This is a genomic window from uncultured Sphingomonas sp., assembly GCF_937871615.1.
Taxonomy (GTDB): domain Bacteria; phylum Pseudomonadota; class Alphaproteobacteria; order Sphingomonadales; family Sphingomonadaceae; genus Sphingomonas.
This window is the reverse complement of sequence record NZ_CALMPA010000070.1, coordinates 87,436-103,414: the sequence shown is the minus strand read 5'-3', so window position 1 is coordinate 103,414 and position 15,979 is coordinate 87,436. Positions and strand designations below refer to the sequence as shown.

The window sequence follows — 15,979 nt, the reverse complement described above, 5'->3', positions numbered from 1 at the left end:
GGAAATTCCCCATGAGCTTCGACATTCACGGCCGCATCAAATGCGGCACGGTCTCCACCCCGGATCTAGACGCGGCGCTTGGCGATTACCGCGATCTGCTCGGCCTTCGCCTGGTCGAGCAGGGCACGCTGCCCGCCGATCTCGCGGCAAGCTGGGCCGCGCCGAACGCCGCCGGGCAGCGTTATGCCCTGCTCCAGCCGCGAAGCGGCGCCGCCGGGTTCATCCGCCTCGTCGAAGCGCCGTCGCATCCCGATTTCGCGCCGACGCGCACCTTCGGCTGGGCGGCGTTCGAAATCACGGTGAAGGACGTGTACGCCCTCGCCGAGCGCGTGAAGGGCAGCGGCTTCGAAACGATCGGGCCGCCGAAGGAAATCCCAGGAATGCCGCAGTTCGTGCCGATGCAGGCGCTCGGGCGCGGGCGCGAGATGCTCTATTTCAATCAGGTGCTGAGCGACATGCCGACATCCGATCTGCCGCGCGCGGGATCCGATGTCGATCATATCTTCATCACCATCCTCGCCACGCCGGATCGCGCGGCGACGATGGCCGCGCTCGAAGCGCAGTTCGGATTTGACGAGGGCGGCACCTACACCATTCCCTATACGATGATTAACAAGGCCTTTTCGCTACCCGACGGTCACCAGACCACGATTTCTATGGTGCAGGCCAAACGGATGCCGATCGTCGAGGTGGATGATTATCCCGCGATCGCGACGCCGCGCGCGCGCCACGCCGGCATGCTGCCGCCGGGCAATGCGATGGTGACGCTCGCGATCGACGATCTCGATGCGCCGGGCATTGATTTCATCACCCCGCCGGCCCGCCGCGCGGGGCCGCTCTACGCCGATCGCCGCACCGCGACGCATATCGGCACCGCCGGCGAGTTAATCGAACTGATCGAAATCGGCTGAGGCCGCTCAGGGCAGCAGGATCGTCGCCCCCACGGTCTCGCGCGTCTCCAGCGCGGCGTGCGCCGCCGCCGCGTCCTCCAGCGAGAACCGCTGGCCGATATAAGGGCGGATCGCGCCCGTCCGGAGCATCGCGAACATGCGCGCGGCGCCCGCCGCCGCCTCGCCCGGATCGGCATAATAGTCCCACAGGGTGGGCCGGCTGTTGGTGAGCGAACCCTTGAGCGCGAGCACGCCGGGGTTGATCCCGGTCACGGGCGCATCGGCATTGCCGAAACTGACGATCAGCCCGCGCCGCGCGCACGAATCGAGCGAGGCATCCCAGGTCGCCATCCCCACGCCATCGAACACCACGTGCACGCCCGCCCTGCCGGTGAGCGCGCGAACGCGGGCGGCGGTGTCTTCCTCGCGATAGAGAATGACATGATCCGCCCCAGCCGCGCGCGCCACTTCGGCCTTGGCCGCCGTGCCGACCGTTCCGATCACGCTTGCGCCGATCGCCTTCAACCACTGAACGAGCAGCAACCCGGTCGCCCCCGCCGCCGCATGGACCAGCACCACCCAGCCCGGCTCGACCTTCGCACAGCGCTCGATCAGGAATTCCGCGGTACAGCCCTTGACCAGCATCGCCGCCGCCGTCTCGTCATCGACATCATCGGGCAGGCGCACCAGATCGACCGCGCGCATCAGCCTTGCGGTGGCATAAGCGCCGAGCGGCGGCTTCATCGCGCCGACGCGATCCCCCGGCACCAGCGCCGAAACGCCCTCGCCCACCGCCTCTACAATTCCCGCGGCCTCGATCCCAAGCCCGCCCGGCAACGCCATCGGATAGATGCCCGCGCGATAATAACAGTCGATGAAATTCACGCCGATCGCGCCATGCCGGATCAGTACCTCTCCCGCGCCGGGCGCGGGAAGATCGCGATCAATCCATTCGATCGCCGCCGGCCCGCCGTGCCGCCGCACGATCGCGGTGCGCGCCTTCATACCGCTTACCTTTCCCGATCATGCCGAACGCTGTTGCATTCCGCGAGGAACGAGATAATTTGTCCGGACAACTCATGCAAGAGTCGCGATACGGCGATCAATCAGGAGACCGCGATGCGGCACGAGACGATCAGCGGAACGATCGCCTACACATCGAACAAGCCCGGCCGCGAGGGCGCCGCGCGGGGGCGCGAGCAATTCCGGATCACGCGCCATCACGACGGCGCCGTCACGATCCGGGCGCATTGCGAGATCGAGGAACCGGATCCCGCCGTATTGCGCGATATCGTTTATTCGCTCGATCCCGCCGGGCGCCCGGCAGATTGCTTCGTGCGGCTGACGGTTGGCGATGCCTTCATGGGATCGGGCTGGTTTCGCATGACCCCCGACGCGATCGAATGTGAAAGCCATGGCCCGTCGATCGGTCGACTATCCCAGACGGTGCCGACCAACGGCGCCTATGACGGTTTCGGCACCCATCCGATCATCTGCGACGCTTATCTGACACGCTGCATGGCCGATGCCGCGCCGGGGACAAGGCGGCCGTTGCGCGTTTTCCTCCCCTCGCTCGATCATCGCGGCGCGACGCCACCGCAGATTGCCGAGGGGCGCCTGTTCCTCGCATATGTCGGCGAAGAAGAAATCACCGTCGCCGCCGGCACCTTCGCCTGTCGCCATTTTCGCTTCACCGACGAGGAAGGCGGGATGGTGAGCAAGGACGGCGCACACCCGCCATATGACGTTTGGACCACCGCCGACGATGCCGCGCTGTTCATTCAGGGCGGCGTCGGCGGCTATATGCAGACCTGGTACGAGCTGGTGGCGCTCGACCGATGACCAAATTTCCCCTTCCAGAAAAGGACTCCGGATGCACCTATCCACTATCGCCCTTGCGGGGGCGGCGATGATGGCCGCCACCACCGCCGAGGCCCGCACACTGGACCTCGCCACGCCGGCGGACGCGCTCACCATATCGCGCAAGATGGCGTGCAGCGTGCGCGATAACGCGCCCGTCGTATTCCACTGGACCGGCCGCGCCTATTCCCGCGTGCCCGGCGAGGCGGATCGGCACATCTTCGATGTCGAGGGCATGAACATCCGCCAATGCGTGACGGTGAACGATCCGAAGCAGGGCGCGGGCTACCGGCTCGTCAGCCGCGAACTGATGTTCTACCTCGATCCGAAAACCGGCGCGGTGCTCGATCGGTGGACAAATCCGTGGACGGGCGAGGCGGTGCCGGTGCTGGCGGTCGCCAACGATCCGGTGAACCAGCGCCCGGTGTTCGAGCGCGATCTGAAGGGCGAACCTTTCCGCATCGCCAATGCCCGCGTATCGGGCGAATGGTTCATGATGCCGCTTGAGGTGCCGCTATTCTATCCGGACCCGCTGGGCGGCGCATATCAGGATTATGTCGGCGGCAAATATCACGCGATGGAGATTTTCGATTTCGCCGCACGCCGCTCGACCGTGCTCGACAGCCGCACCGATACCGCTGACGCCGTGGTCGGCTGGGTGCGGATCGCGGACTGGCTGCCGTGGATGAAAATGGGCGGACGCGCGGGCACGATGGTCATCAACGCGACGGGCAACATGCTGCCCGGTTTCGATTCGCTGCCCGATGCGATGAAGCAGCGCATCCGGGCCGATTTCCCCGCGTACATGACCGCGCCGCCCGGCGACGATAGCCGCCCCAACGAAACGAGTTGGACGGTCTTCAAGAAGCAGGTCGACGCGGAACGCGCCGCCGCCAAGCGATAACAGGTGACGGGGGCCGGGCGACAAACGCGCCGGCCCCGTTCCTTTCACGCAAGCCCGTTCGAGCGTCCAAACCCGATCGGGCGATTTGCCGCACCGCCCCGGATCACCCCAGTTTCTCCGCCACGAGCGCACTATCGACAGGATCGGGCCGCCACCGCGAGGCCAGCAGGCCCGCCGGGCCGAACAACGCATTCAGCACCGAATGGCGATCGCACCGCGTCGCGACCTCCGCGAGCCGCGCGGCCCAGGGATCGCTGACTTCCCCCGCATCACCGCCGATGTGCCGGATCCACGCCGCCAGCCCGTTCAGGATCGCCGGGCAATACGCACCGCGCGCCTGATGCCACGCAAGTGTTTCGAGCCAGCGCGGCGGGATTTTCTGGCTGCCGTCCATCGCGATCTGCGCCAGCCGATGATTGAGCGAAGGGTTCGCGAACCGCGCCAGCAGATCATCGGCATAACGATCGAGATCCTGCCCCGGTGCCGCCGCGATCGTGGGAGCCGCCTCGGCGCGCATCAGCCGTTCGATGATCGGGCGGATCGCGGGATCAGCCACCGCTTGATGCACGAACGCGTGGCCGCGCCCAAGCCCGATATAGGCAAGCGCGGAATGCGCGCCGTTGAGCATCCGGAGCTTAGCCGTTTCATATGGCTCCACGCTATCAACCAGCGTCGCGCCCACCGCCTCCCAGCGCGGGCGCGGGCCGGCGAAGCGATCCTCGATCACCCATTGACTGAACGGCTCGGTCACCACCGCCCCGCGGTCTTCCATCCCCAGCCGGGCGGCGACAGCGGCGCGATCCGCATCGTCCACCGCCGGGGCGATCCGATCCACCATCGTCGACGGGCACGCGCATTCCGCCGCGAACCATGAAACGAGCGCAGGATCATGCCGATCGAGATAGTCACGCAGCAACCGATCGAGCTGGCGCCCGTTGCCCGAAAGATTGTCGCAGCACAGCAGCGTCACGCCGGGCAGCCCCGCGTCGCGGCGCCGGCGCAGCCCTTCGGCGATCAGGGGATAGATCGTCCCCCGCCCAGCCAGTTGCGCGTCAAGCGAGCCGTCGGCGGCCCGGCAATAGCCCTTCTCTGTCACCGTCAGGCTCGCGATCCGTGTGGCCGGCGCGGCAAAAGCGGCAACCACCCGTTCCGATGCCGTATTCGCCACGATCACCGAGCGCACCGCGCCGATCACGCGAAGGTGCTCCTCATCCGCCGAACGCTCGACCACCGAATAGAGACCGTCCTGCGGATTGAGCTGCTCGGCCACATCGGGCGAGCGCAGCGAGACGCCGGCGATCCCCCAGTCGCGATCGCCCGCGTCCATCGCGCGATCGGTGTACCACGCCTGATGCGCGCGATGGAAAGCGCCGATCCCGAAATGAACGATGCCCACCGCCTGCGCCGCGCGATCATAAGCGAAACGCGCTATCCCGCCGGGCAGCCGGTCGAGCGTCGCCGCCGACAGCCTCACAGGCGATAAGCCTGCCTGGCGAGATCGCCCGCGAGCAGCCGGGCGAGTTCCGCCGCTTCCCAATCCTCGATCTGATGCTCGGCGACCAGCTCCGCCAGCACGCCGCAGTCAATCCGGCGCGCAAGATCGTGGCGCGCGGGAATCGACAGGAAGGCGCGTGTATCGTCGTTGAAGCCGACGGTGTTGTAGAATCCCGCCGTCTCGGTGGCCGCGCGGCGGAAGCGGCGCATCCCTTCCGGGCTGTCATGAAACCACCAGGCCGGGCCGAGGCGAAGGCACGGATAATGCCCGGCAAGCGGCGCCAGTTCGCGGGCATAGGTGCTTTCGTCGAGCGTGAAAAGGATGATCGACAGGCGCGGTTCGTTGCCGAAACGATCGAGCAGCGGCTTGAGCGCGCGGGCATATTCGGTGCGCGCGGGAATATCCGCGCCCTTGTCGCGCCCGAAACGGGCGAACACGGCGGCATTGTGGTTGCGGAAGGCGCCGGGATGAATCTGCATGACAAGGCCATCCTCGATGCTCATCGCCGCCATTTCGGTGAGCATCTGCGCGCGGAACAACTCGGCCTCGTCCGGCGTGAAGCGACCGCTCGCGATCTTCCCGAACAGCGCCGCCGCCTCGCCCGGCGCGAGATCAGCGGTCAGCGCGCTTGGGTGGCCGTGATCGGTGCTGGTCGCCCCCATGCCAGCGAAGAAGGCGCGGCGCTTGCGATGCGCCGCGAGATAGCCCGGCCACGAGAAGCAATCCTCGCCGGTCAGCGCCGAAAAACGCGCGAGATTGCCGTGAAATCCGTCGAACTCGGGATCGACGACCGGATCGGGACGGTAGGCCGTGATGACCCTGCCCCGCCAGCCCGACGCGCGGATCGCGGCATGGTGCTCCAGCGTGTCGAGCGGGCTTTCGGTGGTGGCGAGCACCTCGATATTATACCGCTCGAACAGCGCGCGCGGGCGGAACGCATCGGTCGCCAGCGCATCGGTGATGGTGTCGAAATAGAAATCGGCGGTGTCCGCGCCAAGCCGCACAGCGATGCCGAACGCCTCCGCGAAAACCCAGTCGAGCCAGATGCGCGAAGGCGTGCCGCGAAACAGATGATAATGTTGCGCGAACAGGCGCCATGCCGCGCGCGGATCGGCGCCGGGGTTCCCCACCCCCAGATCCTCCAGCCGCACCCCTTGCGAATAGAGCATCCGGAAGACGTAATGATCGGGCGTCAGCAACAGATCGGTCGCGTTGCCGAAGCTTTCGTTATCGGCGAACCAGCGCGGATCGGTGTGCCCGTGCGGGCTGACGATCGGCAAGCCCTTCACGTCCGCATAGAGCGTGCGCGCGATCGCGCGGATCGCGGGATCGGCCGGCAACAGGCGATCGGGATGCAAAGCGAGCGGGCGGGTCATCGCATCCAGCCGGTGAGGCGGCCGAAGGCTAAAAGTTGATCGGGCCAGTCCGCGCCCGGCGTTCCCGCTTTCAGCCGCAGGCCGAAGCCGTGCCCCCCCGTCGGCAGCAGATGCGTTTCGACCGTGCGCTTCTTCGCCACCAGCGCCGCGCGCATCGCAAGCGTGTGCTCCGGGCTGACCAGTGGATCATCCTCGGCATGAAGCAGGAAATGCGGCGGCGTGTTGTCGGATACGTTGCGATACGGCGATTGCGACGCCAGTTCGGCGGGAGACATCGCCTTGCCGAACAGCGCCTGCCCCGCCGGCGCCATGCCCGCGAGGCGATCCATCATGATCGCGGGATAGGCTGCCGCGACGAGATCGGGGCGTGCCGACAATCTGTCCGCCGCATCCCGCGCGGGATAGACTTCCCGCGCGAACGCCGCGCCGAGCTTGGTGACCAGATGCCCGCCGGCGGAAAAGCCGACGACGGCGATTCGCGCCGGATCGACGCCAAGGCCGGGCGCCATCGCGCGCACCATCCGCACCGCGCGCTGCGCGTCGGCGAGCGGCGTATCGAGCCCGCCCGCCCATCCATCGCGCGGGAGACGATAGCCGAGCGCCAGCGCGGTAACGCCAAGCCCGGCAAACCGCCGGGCGATCTCCAGCCCTTCCTTGTCCCACGCCAGATGTTCATAGCCGCCGCCCGGAACCGCGATGATCGCCGCGCCGTTCGGCTGTGAAGGGCGGAACAGATCGAGCCATGGCGCGACAACCCCCTTGATCGCCCGATCGGGTGCCGCGCCCGCCGGCGCGCGCTCGCTTATCGTTTCACTCAACCCGCGCGGCGTGGATTCCGCTGGGCCGCCGGGCCAGAGCAGGAGCCTTTCGCCCCCGCCATCCACGGCGCCCTCACCCGCCGCCAGCGCCTCGCCGCTCACGGCGAGCAATCCCACGGCGGCGCCATGGCCGATGAGCGTGCGGCGCGTGAGCATCACGCGGTCGCCCGCGTATAGCGTTCGCGCTTCGCGCGCGCTGCCTGCCGGGCCTCCTCGATCTGGCGCTCCTCGGTGGCAAAGAGCAGGCTTTCGATCACATGCGTCAGATGGTTGCGCATCGCGGCGCGCGCGGCTGCAGGATCGCGCGCGCGCAGCCCGTTCAGAATGGCGGTATGCTCCTCCACCACCGGCTTCACATTCGCGGTGCGCGCTTTTTCATGCAGCAGCGCGGCTTCGGGTGATGCCGCGCGCAATTCCCACAATCGCTCGATCGCGTCGCGGATCGCGCCGTTTCGCGTCGCTTTGGCGATTGCCAGATGAAAGGCGCGATCGGCCTTCTCCGTGCCGCGCGGATCATTGTTCTCCTGCGCGATCTCGTCCACCAGCCGCTCGATCTCGGCCACTTCCTCGTCGGTTATCTGCGTCGCCGCCAGCGCCGCGGCCTCGCCTTCGAACATCAGCCGCGCCTCGGTCAATTCGAACGCGCTGACGTTGAACCCCGGCAAATCCTCCTGCCCCGGCAGGCGGCGAACGAACGCGCCCGAACCGATCCGCACTTCGACCAGCCCCTGCACCTCCAGCGCGATGATCGCCTCGCGCACCGTTGGCCGGCTGACGCCATATTTTATCGCAAGCTCGCGCTCCGCCGGCAGCCGCGCACCGATCGGATGAATGCCGGCGGCCAGCTCATCCAGCAGATCGCGGGCCAGATCCTGATAGAGGCGATCCCGCCCCTTCTCCGCGTCAGTCATTGCACGTCCTTTTGGTCTTACCAATTAAATTGACAGGCCGAACCGATCCGGTCAAGCTGTGTAATATACCGGACGCCCGGCTAACGCACAGGGATTCGAATGAAGATCACCGCCGCCAAAGTTATCGTGACCTGCCCCGGCCGCAATTTCGTGACGCTCAGGATCGAAACCGACCAGGGCGTCCACGGCATCGGCGACGCGACGCTGAACGGTCGCGAGAAGGCGGCGGTCGCCTATCTTGAGGATCACCTCATCCCCTGCCTGATCGGGATGGACCCGCGGCGCATCGAGGATATCTGGCAATATCTCTATCGCGGCGCATATTGGCGGCGCGGCCCGGTGACCATGCGCGCGATCGCCGCCGTCGATATGGCGCTGTGGGATATCAAGGCGAAGATGGCGGGAATGCCGCTCTACCAGTTGCTCGGCGGCAGGAGCCGTGACGGGGTGATGGTCTATGGTCACGCGAACGGCGCGGACATCGCCGAAACGGTCGCGGCGGTGGGCCATTATATCGACATGGGCTATAAGGCGATCCGCGCGCAGACGGGGGTGCCCGGCATCAAGGACGCCTATGGGGTCGGGCGCGGCAAGCTCTATTACGAACCCGCCGACGCCGCGCTCCCCTCGGTCACCGGCTGGGATACGCGCAAGGCGCTGAACCATGTGCCGAAATTGTTCGAGGAATTGCGCAAGACCTACGGCTTCGATCACCACCTGCTGCACGACGGCCATCATCGCTACACACCGCAGGAGGCCGCGAACCTTGGCCGGATGCTGGAGCCGTATCAGCTTTTCTGGCTGGAGGATTGCACCCCGGCGGAAAATCAGGAGGCGTTCCGCCTGGTGCGCCAGCATACGATCACGCCGCTTGCCGTGGGTGAGGTCTTCAACACGATCTGGGATGCCAAGGATCTGATCCAGAACCAGTTGATCGACTATATCCGCTGCACCGTCGTCGGCGCGGGCGGGATCACCCATCTGCGCCGCATCGCCGATTTCGCCAGCCTCTATCAGGTGCGCACCGGCTGCCACGGCGCGACCGACCTGTCGCCGGTAACGATGGGCTGTGCGCTGCATTTCGACACCTGGGTGCCCAATTTCGGCATCCAGGAATATATGCGCCACACCGAGGAGACGGATGCGGTATTCCCGCATGACTATCGTTTCGAGAATGGCGAACTTTTCGTGGGCGACACCCCCGGCCACGGCGTCGACATAGATGAGCGGCTGGCCGCCAAATATCCATACAAACCCGCCTATCTCCCGGTCGCCCGGCTGGAGGACGGCACCATGTGGAACTGGTGAGGAGACGAATTCCATGCGGACCAAGCTGTTGTCGGCCACTGTCGCCGGGTTCGCGCTGATGGGCGCGGCAAATCTTCCCCATGGCGGATTGAACCTGAAGGCGCTGCCGAAGGTCGCCGAGGTGAGCGATCGTTACCAGTCCTACAATATCGAGATGGTCGAGGTGACGGGCGGGCGCTTCTGGGCGCCTTATGGCGGCCCGGCGGGCGAGGTCTATCGCCAGCGCCCGCCGCTCGATCTGAACGATGCGCGATTGCGCAATCTCGCGCGGCATCTCGGCCCGGCCTATATGCGGGTCAGCGGCACCTGGTCGAACAATACCTATCTCGCCGCCGAAGATGAGCATCTCACCGCCCCGCCGCCCGGCTTCGTGCAGGTGCTCACCCCCGCGCAACTGCGCAGCGTCATCGCCTTCTCCAAGGCGGCGGATGCCCCGATCGTGACCAGTTTCGCGGTGAGCATTGGAACGCGCGGGCCGGATGGCCGGTGGACGACCGCCCAGGCCCAGCGTTTTGTCGATCAGGTCCGTGCGGATGGCGGAACGATCGCGGCGGCGGAATTCTTCAACGAACCGAACATGCCAACCGCGGCCCCGGCGATGCCGAAAAGCTATACCGCCGCGGATTACGGCGCCGATTTCCGCATCTTCCGGGATTGGGCGCGCAAGGCGGCGCCCGACATGAAGATCCTCGGGCCAGGTGGCGTCGGCGAAGGCCATCTCATGAAGAGCGCGCCGGTCAACGCACTGGGTCGCCCGGTGCGCAGCGCGGACATGATGGCGGAGAATCCCGGCAGCCTCGACGCGGTTTCCTATCACTTCTACGGCTCGGTTTCGCAGCGTTGCGCAGCCCTTGGCATCGGCACGGCGATCAAGGACGAGGCGCTCAGCCCCGGTTGGCTCGATCGCACTGTCGAGGATTATGATTTCTACGCGTCGCTGCGCGACAAATACGAACCGGGCAAGCCGATCTGGAACACCGAAACGGCGCAGGCGGCCTGCGGCGGCAGCCCCTGGGCCTCCACCTTCCTCGATACCTTCCGTTACCTGAACCAGCTCGGCGTTCTGGCGCAAAAGGGCGTTCAGGTGGTGATGCACAACACGCTCGCCACATCCGATTACGCGCTGATCGACCGTGATACGATGACGCCGCGCCCGAATTACTGGGCGGCGGTGCTGTGGCGCAAGCTGATGGGCCAGGTGGTGCTCGCCTCGCCCGCGTCGCCCTCTCCCGCGCTTCGGCTCTATGCGCAATGTCTGCGCGGATCGCCCGGCGGCGTCGCGCTCCTCGCGCTCAATACTGGCGATACGCCGCAAAAGCTGCAACCGGGCGCGAAGGGCACCGCATGGGTGATGACCGGGCAGCCGATCGACACGCGCGCGATCCGCGTCAACGGCGTGGAGCCGCGCGTCGATCCGCAGGGCGCGATCGCCGGGCTTGACGGTCGCGCGATCGGGGGCGAGCTTTCGATCCCCGCGAAAGCGATCGCCTTTGTCGCGGTGCCCGGCGCCGGCAACGCCGCCTGCCGCTGAGCGGAGATGCGCGCGGTCCTCGTCGGCGAGGGAATGCTCGAACTGTCGGGCGGCAACGGGCAGTGGAAACTGGGTTATGGCGGCGACACGCTCAATACGGCGATTCACCTCGCCCGCGCGGGCGTGCCGACCGCCTATCTCACCGCGCTGGGCGACGATCCGTTCAGCGCCGATCTGCGCCGCCAATGGGCGGATGAAGGGCTGGACTGCTCGCTGATCCTCACCGACCACAGGCGCGCGCCCGGCCTTTACGCGATCACGACAGACACCGCCGGGGAGCGCGCCTTCACCTATTGGCGCGACGACAGCGCCGCGCGCCAGCTCATGTCCTGCGACGGGATCGGGGAAGCGTTGAGCGTCGCCGCGCGCGCCGATCTGCTCGCCTTCTCGCTCATCACGCTTGCGATCCTGCCCCCCGCCTCGCGCGATGCGCTGCTGGCGCTCGCGCGGCAGGTGCGCGCGCGTGGCGGCAAGGTGGCGTTCGACGGCAATTATCGCGCGCGCCTGTGGCACGATGCCCACGAAGCCCGCCGCGCCGCCGAAGCGGCGATCGCGTGCTGCGACATCGGGCTGCCGACGCTCGATGACGAGATCGCGATGGGGCACGCCGAGGGCGCGGCGGAGGTCGCCGCGCGCTGGCGGGCGCTCGGCTGCGCCGAAACCGTCGTCAAGCTTGGCGCAGGCGGCTGCCTGCTTCCCGATGGCCGGCTGATCGCGCCGACCGAGCGGCTCCGCCCGGTCGATACCAGCGGCGCGGGGGACGCGTTCAACGCGGGCTATCTCGCGGCGCGATTGCGCGGCGCAAGCCTCCACGCCGCCGCGACCGCCGGGCACAGGCTCGCGGGGTGGACGATCATGCGCCCCGGCGCGATCCCCGCGCGCCGCGCCTAGGGCCAACGCGACATTCAGGTCAGGTCGAGCCGAAAATGGTGGTTTCTCGTGACCCGCAAGCGCAGCGTACTAAAGGTACGTGAGCACCGAAAAGCGCGGGAAACCGCCATTTGCAGGCCGGCATGGGTTGAATGTCGCGTCGGCCCTAACCGCGCCGCGCGCGCAGCAGCCACCACAGCACAATCGCGCCAACGATATCCAGCGCGGCGAGCGCGACGAACAGCGGATTGTAGCCATAAGCATCCGCGCTCTTGCCGATCAGGAAGGTGAAGGCCATCCCCCCGGTCCAGGCGATCGTGCCGGCAAGGCCGCTCGCCGTGCCGACCGCCCTGCTGTCGAATATGTCCGCGCACAGGGTGATGAGCGCACCATTCAGCATCTGATGCGCGAAGCCGCCGATGCAGAACAGCGCGATCGCCAGCCCCGGCGAGCCGGCAAGACCGATGCACGCGGGGCCGATCATGCACAATGCGCCGAGCGTCATCGTGATCTTGCGCGAAGCGATCAATCCCGCGCCGCGACGGATGAGCCATGATGGCAACAACCCCGCCGCCAGCGAGCCGAAATCAGCCGCGAGGAACGGCAACCACGCCCACAAGGCGATGTTCTTGAGATCGAGCTTCCACACCGCGACGAGATAAAGCGGGATGAAAAAGTTGAAGGTCTGCCACGCCGGCTCGGCGAGGAAGCGCGGAATCGCGATCGCCCAGAAACCACGGCTTTTCAACACCTCGGCGCGCGTCGCGGGCTTTACCGTGATTTCATCCGCCGATTGCCCGGCGGCGATTTCGGCGCGTTCGGCATCGGAGAGCCTCGGGTGATCCTGTGGCCTGCGATAGCCGAACCACCATAATATCGCCCAGCACAGGCTGAGCGCGCCGGTGACGACGAACGCCGATTGCCAGCCCCAGAACAGGATGCACCACGCGACGAGCGGCGGCGCTATCATGTTGCCGGCGCTGGTGCCCATCTGGAACAGGCTGCTCGCCAACGGGCGCTCGCGCGGCGGGAACCATTCCGCCACCGTCTTGCTGCCCGCCGGAATCGCCGCCGCCTCGCTCGCCCCCAGCAGGCCGCGAAAGAAAGCGAGGCTGAACGTGCCGGTGGCGAAGGCATGGGCCATGTTCGCCAGTGCCCAGCCCAGCGCGAACAGGAAGAAGCCGAGCCGCGTGCCAAGCGCATCGAGCACCGCGCCGGCCACCGTCTGCATCACCGTGTAGCTCGCCTGAAAGGCAAGCACGACCCAGCTATATTGCTCGGTCGTCATACCGAACTCGGCCGTCAGCGTCGGCGCCGCGACCGACAGCGTGGAACGCGCGAGATAGTTGAGCACGGTCCCCAGCGTGAGCAGGCTGATGATCCACCATCTGAGCGGCAGAAACGGCCTGGAATGCCGCATATGACTATCGCTCCCCCGTGGCGGACCAGCCCTCATCCTCCCGCCTTGCCCGGATCGCCGCGACGATCCGGGCAGGGCGGGCGGCAAATCAGAATGTGACACTCAGCTTCACCCCGCCATAACGCTGCGAATCCCGTGGCAGGAACTGATAGATCACATGCGTGTCGTTCGCAGCGCTTCCGCCAAGGACGCCAAAGCCATCGCCAAGGCTGGCGGCATAATGCTGATCGAAGATATTGTTGACGAAGGCGGTGAGCTTGAACCGGCCCAGTTCCGCGCCCAGGCTGGCGTTGAGGATGCCATAGGCTTTCTGGGTATCCAGCGGATTGCCGAGCAGATCGAAGTTGACCGCGCTCTGATGCTGATAGGCCAGAATGGCCGTGCCCTTGGCCTCCGCGCCGAGCGGGAATTGCGCGGTGGCGCCGATATTCCACTTGAACTTGGGCGAGTTCGGCAGGCGGGCGCCGGAACGATCCTGCAAGGTGCAGGTCGTTCGCGGGTTCGCGGCGGTTGCCGCGGGCGCCGAAGTGCACGGCCCGACAAGGCTGGAGGCGCTGCCGTTCCAGAGCTGGCCGGTCTGCCCGTTATAGCCTTGCGCGCCGGGGAAACTGCGCATGATCGCATCGGTATAGGATGCGCCGCCGTCGAAGCGCAGCCAGTCGGCCGGCTTGGCCGACAATTCGACCTCAATGCCCTTGGTCCGCAACTTGCCGACATTGTTGAGCACGAATTGCGGCGCCGGGGGCGAGCCGACGAGGATCGCGGATTGCGCCTGGAAATTGTTATAATCGGTAAGGAAGCCGGTGACGTTCAACTGAACGTGATTGTCGAGGAAGCGGCTCTTGATGCCGATTTCCCAGGCGGTTGATGTCTCCGGCTTGACCGGCCCTACCCCCAGCAATCCCGGCCCGGTGCCGCTCAATGCGGCATTGATCCGCGCCGGATTGAAATTGCTGGAGATATCGTAAGCATAGCCTTTGTAGCCGCGCGCCACGCTGCCATAGACCATCACCTGCGGCGCCAGTTCCTGCGCGATCGAGCCTTTCCACGTCACCACCCCGTCGCTGTTCGAGCCGCGACACAACGGGTTGCCTGTGGCGCATTGGTTGGCGGTCGCGCCGGCGACCTGATTGTCGAACGCGACATCGATCTTCTCATGATTGTAGCGCACGCCGCCGCTCAGCGTGGTGTTGGTCGGCAGCGTATAATCGACCTGCGCGAACAACCCCAGGCTTTCGCTCGTATTGCGGGCGGACCATTGCGCGACCAGCAGCACCGGCCCGCGCAGGAAGGCGCGATCGGTGCGCGCATTCGAATAGAACGCCCCCGCCACATATTTGAGCGCGCTATGCCCCCCCGAAACAAGGCGCAGTTCCTGCGTGAAATTGCGTGAATGATATGGGCCGCCCTGCGCCAAGCCGCCATGCGCCGCGCCGCCGGTGAACGCGCCCAGCAGATCGATATCCGTGCCATCCACGTCATTCTGGAAGCGGTATTTCCAATCCTGATAGGCGGTGACCGAAATCAGATTGGCGAAGCCGAGATCGACATCGAACTTTCCGGCAACGCTTGCGGTTTCGTTCCGCGTTCCGCCCAGCGCATCGACGCGCGCTACATAATTGCCCTCGCCCGGCGTGATTCCGGTCAGGCTGGGGATCAGCGGCAATGCCGGGCTGCCGAAGACGCGCGGCGTGCCGGTGCCGGTGATCTGACGGATCGAGGTGGCGGTGCCATCCTGTGTCGCCTTGGAATAGGCCCCGGTCAGCGTGAAGCTGACCGCGCTTCCGATCTGCGCCTTCAGCTTTGCGCGAATCCCGTAGTTTTCCTGATCGTTCAATTTGGTGCCGCTGGTCAGGTTGCGGATATTGCCGGGATAATTGTGATAAAAGCCGGTTACGCGCAATCCGACACCTTCGGCGAGCGGCGTCGAGATCATCGCCTCGGTCCGCACGTCGCCATCGGTCGCGGCGGTAACGCTCGCATTGGCCTCGAAATCCGGCCCCGGATCCTTGGTGACGATATTGACCACGCCGGCGGAGGAATTCTTGCCAAACAGCGTGCCCTGCGGCCCCTTCAGCACCTCGATCCGCTCAAGATCGGACATATTGTCGAATGCCTGCGCCTGCTGCACCACCGGCATGTCGTCGATGATGACAGCGACGCTCGGCTCGACGCCGATCGAGAAGGCGAATGTGCCGATGCCGCGCAGGATGATCGAGTTGTTGGGAGACGAGGTGGTCTGCGTGATCGTCATCGACGGGGCGGCGCGCGTCAGATCCGAGAAATCGGCGAGGCGATTGTTGGCGATCGCCTCGCTCGACAGCGCGGTGACGGAGACGGGGACGGTCTGGAGATTCTGTTCGCGCTTCTGCGCGGTGACGACGATATCCTCCAGCCCCTGGCCGTCATCGCGGCTTGCGTTCTGACTGGATGAATTTTGCGCCATCGCGGGTGCGGCGACAACGGCGGCGCTCGCCAGCAGGAAAAATGTGCGGATCATTTCCACCCTCCCCTATTATCGCTGGCCTGTTCGTTCGCGCGTGTCGGCCTAGCCATTGTGGTCTTACCAATTACCGCCATATGGTCATAACCGTCA

General features: G+C 66.1%; 13 protein-coding genes. 6 read left to right on the top strand and 7 right to left on the bottom strand.

The genetic code is table 11. From position 1 onward, the window contains the following. The first annotated feature begins 11 nt into the window (after positions 1 to 11). Positions 12 to 911, top strand: a complete 900-nt coding sequence (locus Q0316_RS18495) for a VOC family protein (protein WP_298675149.1) — start codon at positions 12 to 14, stop codon at positions 909 to 911. Positions 912 to 917: 6 nt separating this feature from the next. On the opposite strand, the gene Q0316_RS18490 is transcribed toward Q0316_RS18495, so the two are convergent. Beyond that, a complete protein-coding gene (locus Q0316_RS18490; RefSeq protein ID WP_298675147.1) occupies positions 918 to 1,895 on the bottom strand; it encodes a quinone oxidoreductase in 978 nt (325 codons plus the stop codon). Between the two features lie 114 nt (positions 1,896 to 2,009). Here Q0316_RS18490 and Q0316_RS18485 point away from each other — a divergent pair, with 114 nt between their 5' ends. Both Q0316_RS18485 and Q0316_RS18480 read left to right on the top strand, forming a co-directional pair. Further along, a complete protein-coding gene (locus Q0316_RS18485; RefSeq protein WP_298675144.1) occupies positions 2,010 to 2,732 on the top strand; it encodes a hypothetical protein in 723 nt (240 codons plus the stop codon). A 31-nt stretch (positions 2,733 to 2,763) separates the two neighbouring features. Further along, a complete protein-coding gene (locus Q0316_RS18480; RefSeq protein ID WP_298675141.1) occupies positions 2,764 to 3,654 on the top strand; it encodes a DUF1838 family protein in 891 nt (296 codons plus the stop codon). A 103-nt stretch (positions 3,655 to 3,757) separates the two neighbouring features. Here Q0316_RS18480 and Q0316_RS18475 read toward each other — a convergent pair whose 3' ends face one another. From Q0316_RS18475 to Q0316_RS18460, 4 genes are read right to left on the bottom strand one after another with little or no spacing between them, the layout of a single operon-like run. After that, positions 3,758 to 5,128, bottom strand: coding sequence for a mannitol dehydrogenase family protein (locus tag Q0316_RS18475; protein ID WP_298675138.1), 1,371 nt, complete (start codon positions 5,126 to 5,128; stop codon positions 3,758 to 3,760). After that, positions 5,125 to 6,525, bottom strand: coding sequence for a glucuronate isomerase (gene uxaC / locus Q0316_RS18470; protein ID WP_298675135.1), 1,401 nt, complete (start codon positions 6,523 to 6,525; stop codon positions 5,125 to 5,127). The genes Q0316_RS18475 and uxaC overlap by 4 nt, the downstream gene beginning before the upstream one ends. Next, positions 6,522 to 7,499 carry an alpha/beta hydrolase gene (locus Q0316_RS18465; RefSeq protein ID WP_298675350.1) on the bottom strand — a complete coding sequence of 326 codons (978 nt, stop codon included), beginning with the start codon at positions 7,497 to 7,499 and terminating at the stop codon, positions 6,522 to 6,524. Before Q0316_RS18465 ends, uxaC begins: the two co-directional genes overlap by 4 nt. Continuing rightward, entirely contained in the window at positions 7,499 to 8,254 is a 756-nt protein-coding gene (locus Q0316_RS18460) for a FadR/GntR family transcriptional regulator (RefSeq protein WP_298675134.1), read from the bottom strand. The genes Q0316_RS18465 and Q0316_RS18460 overlap by 1 nt, the downstream gene beginning before the upstream one ends. 99 nt (positions 8,255 to 8,353) lie before the next feature. Between Q0316_RS18460 and manD the strand changes: the two genes are divergently transcribed. From manD to Q0316_RS18445, 3 genes are read left to right on the top strand one after another with little or no spacing between them, the layout of a single operon-like run. Continuing rightward, positions 8,354 to 9,562, top strand: coding sequence for a D-mannonate dehydratase ManD (gene manD, locus Q0316_RS18455; RefSeq protein WP_298675131.1), 1,209 nt, complete (start codon positions 8,354 to 8,356; stop codon positions 9,560 to 9,562). Between the two features lie 13 nt (positions 9,563 to 9,575). Next, positions 9,576 to 11,093, top strand: coding sequence for a hypothetical protein (locus tag Q0316_RS18450; RefSeq protein ID WP_298675128.1), 1,518 nt, complete (start codon positions 9,576 to 9,578; stop codon positions 11,091 to 11,093). A gap of 6 nt (positions 11,094 to 11,099) precedes the next feature. Continuing rightward, positions 11,100 to 11,984, top strand: coding sequence for a sugar kinase (locus tag Q0316_RS18445; protein ID WP_298675126.1), 885 nt, complete (start codon positions 11,100 to 11,102; stop codon positions 11,982 to 11,984). Positions 11,985 to 12,129: 145 nt separating this feature from the next. Here the strand turns inward: Q0316_RS18445 and Q0316_RS18440 are convergent, their stop codons facing one another. Further along, positions 12,130 to 13,383 carry an MFS transporter gene (locus Q0316_RS18440; protein WP_298675124.1) on the bottom strand — a complete coding sequence of 418 codons (1,254 nt, stop codon included), beginning with the start codon at positions 13,381 to 13,383 and terminating at the stop codon, positions 12,130 to 12,132. Between the two features lie 88 nt (positions 13,384 to 13,471). Then, positions 13,472 to 15,883 (bottom strand): TonB-dependent receptor, encoded by a 2,412-nt coding sequence (locus Q0316_RS18435; RefSeq protein ID WP_298675122.1) that lies wholly within the window; start codon positions 15,881 to 15,883, stop codon positions 13,472 to 13,474. Positions 15,884 to 15,979: the final 96 nt, after the last annotated feature.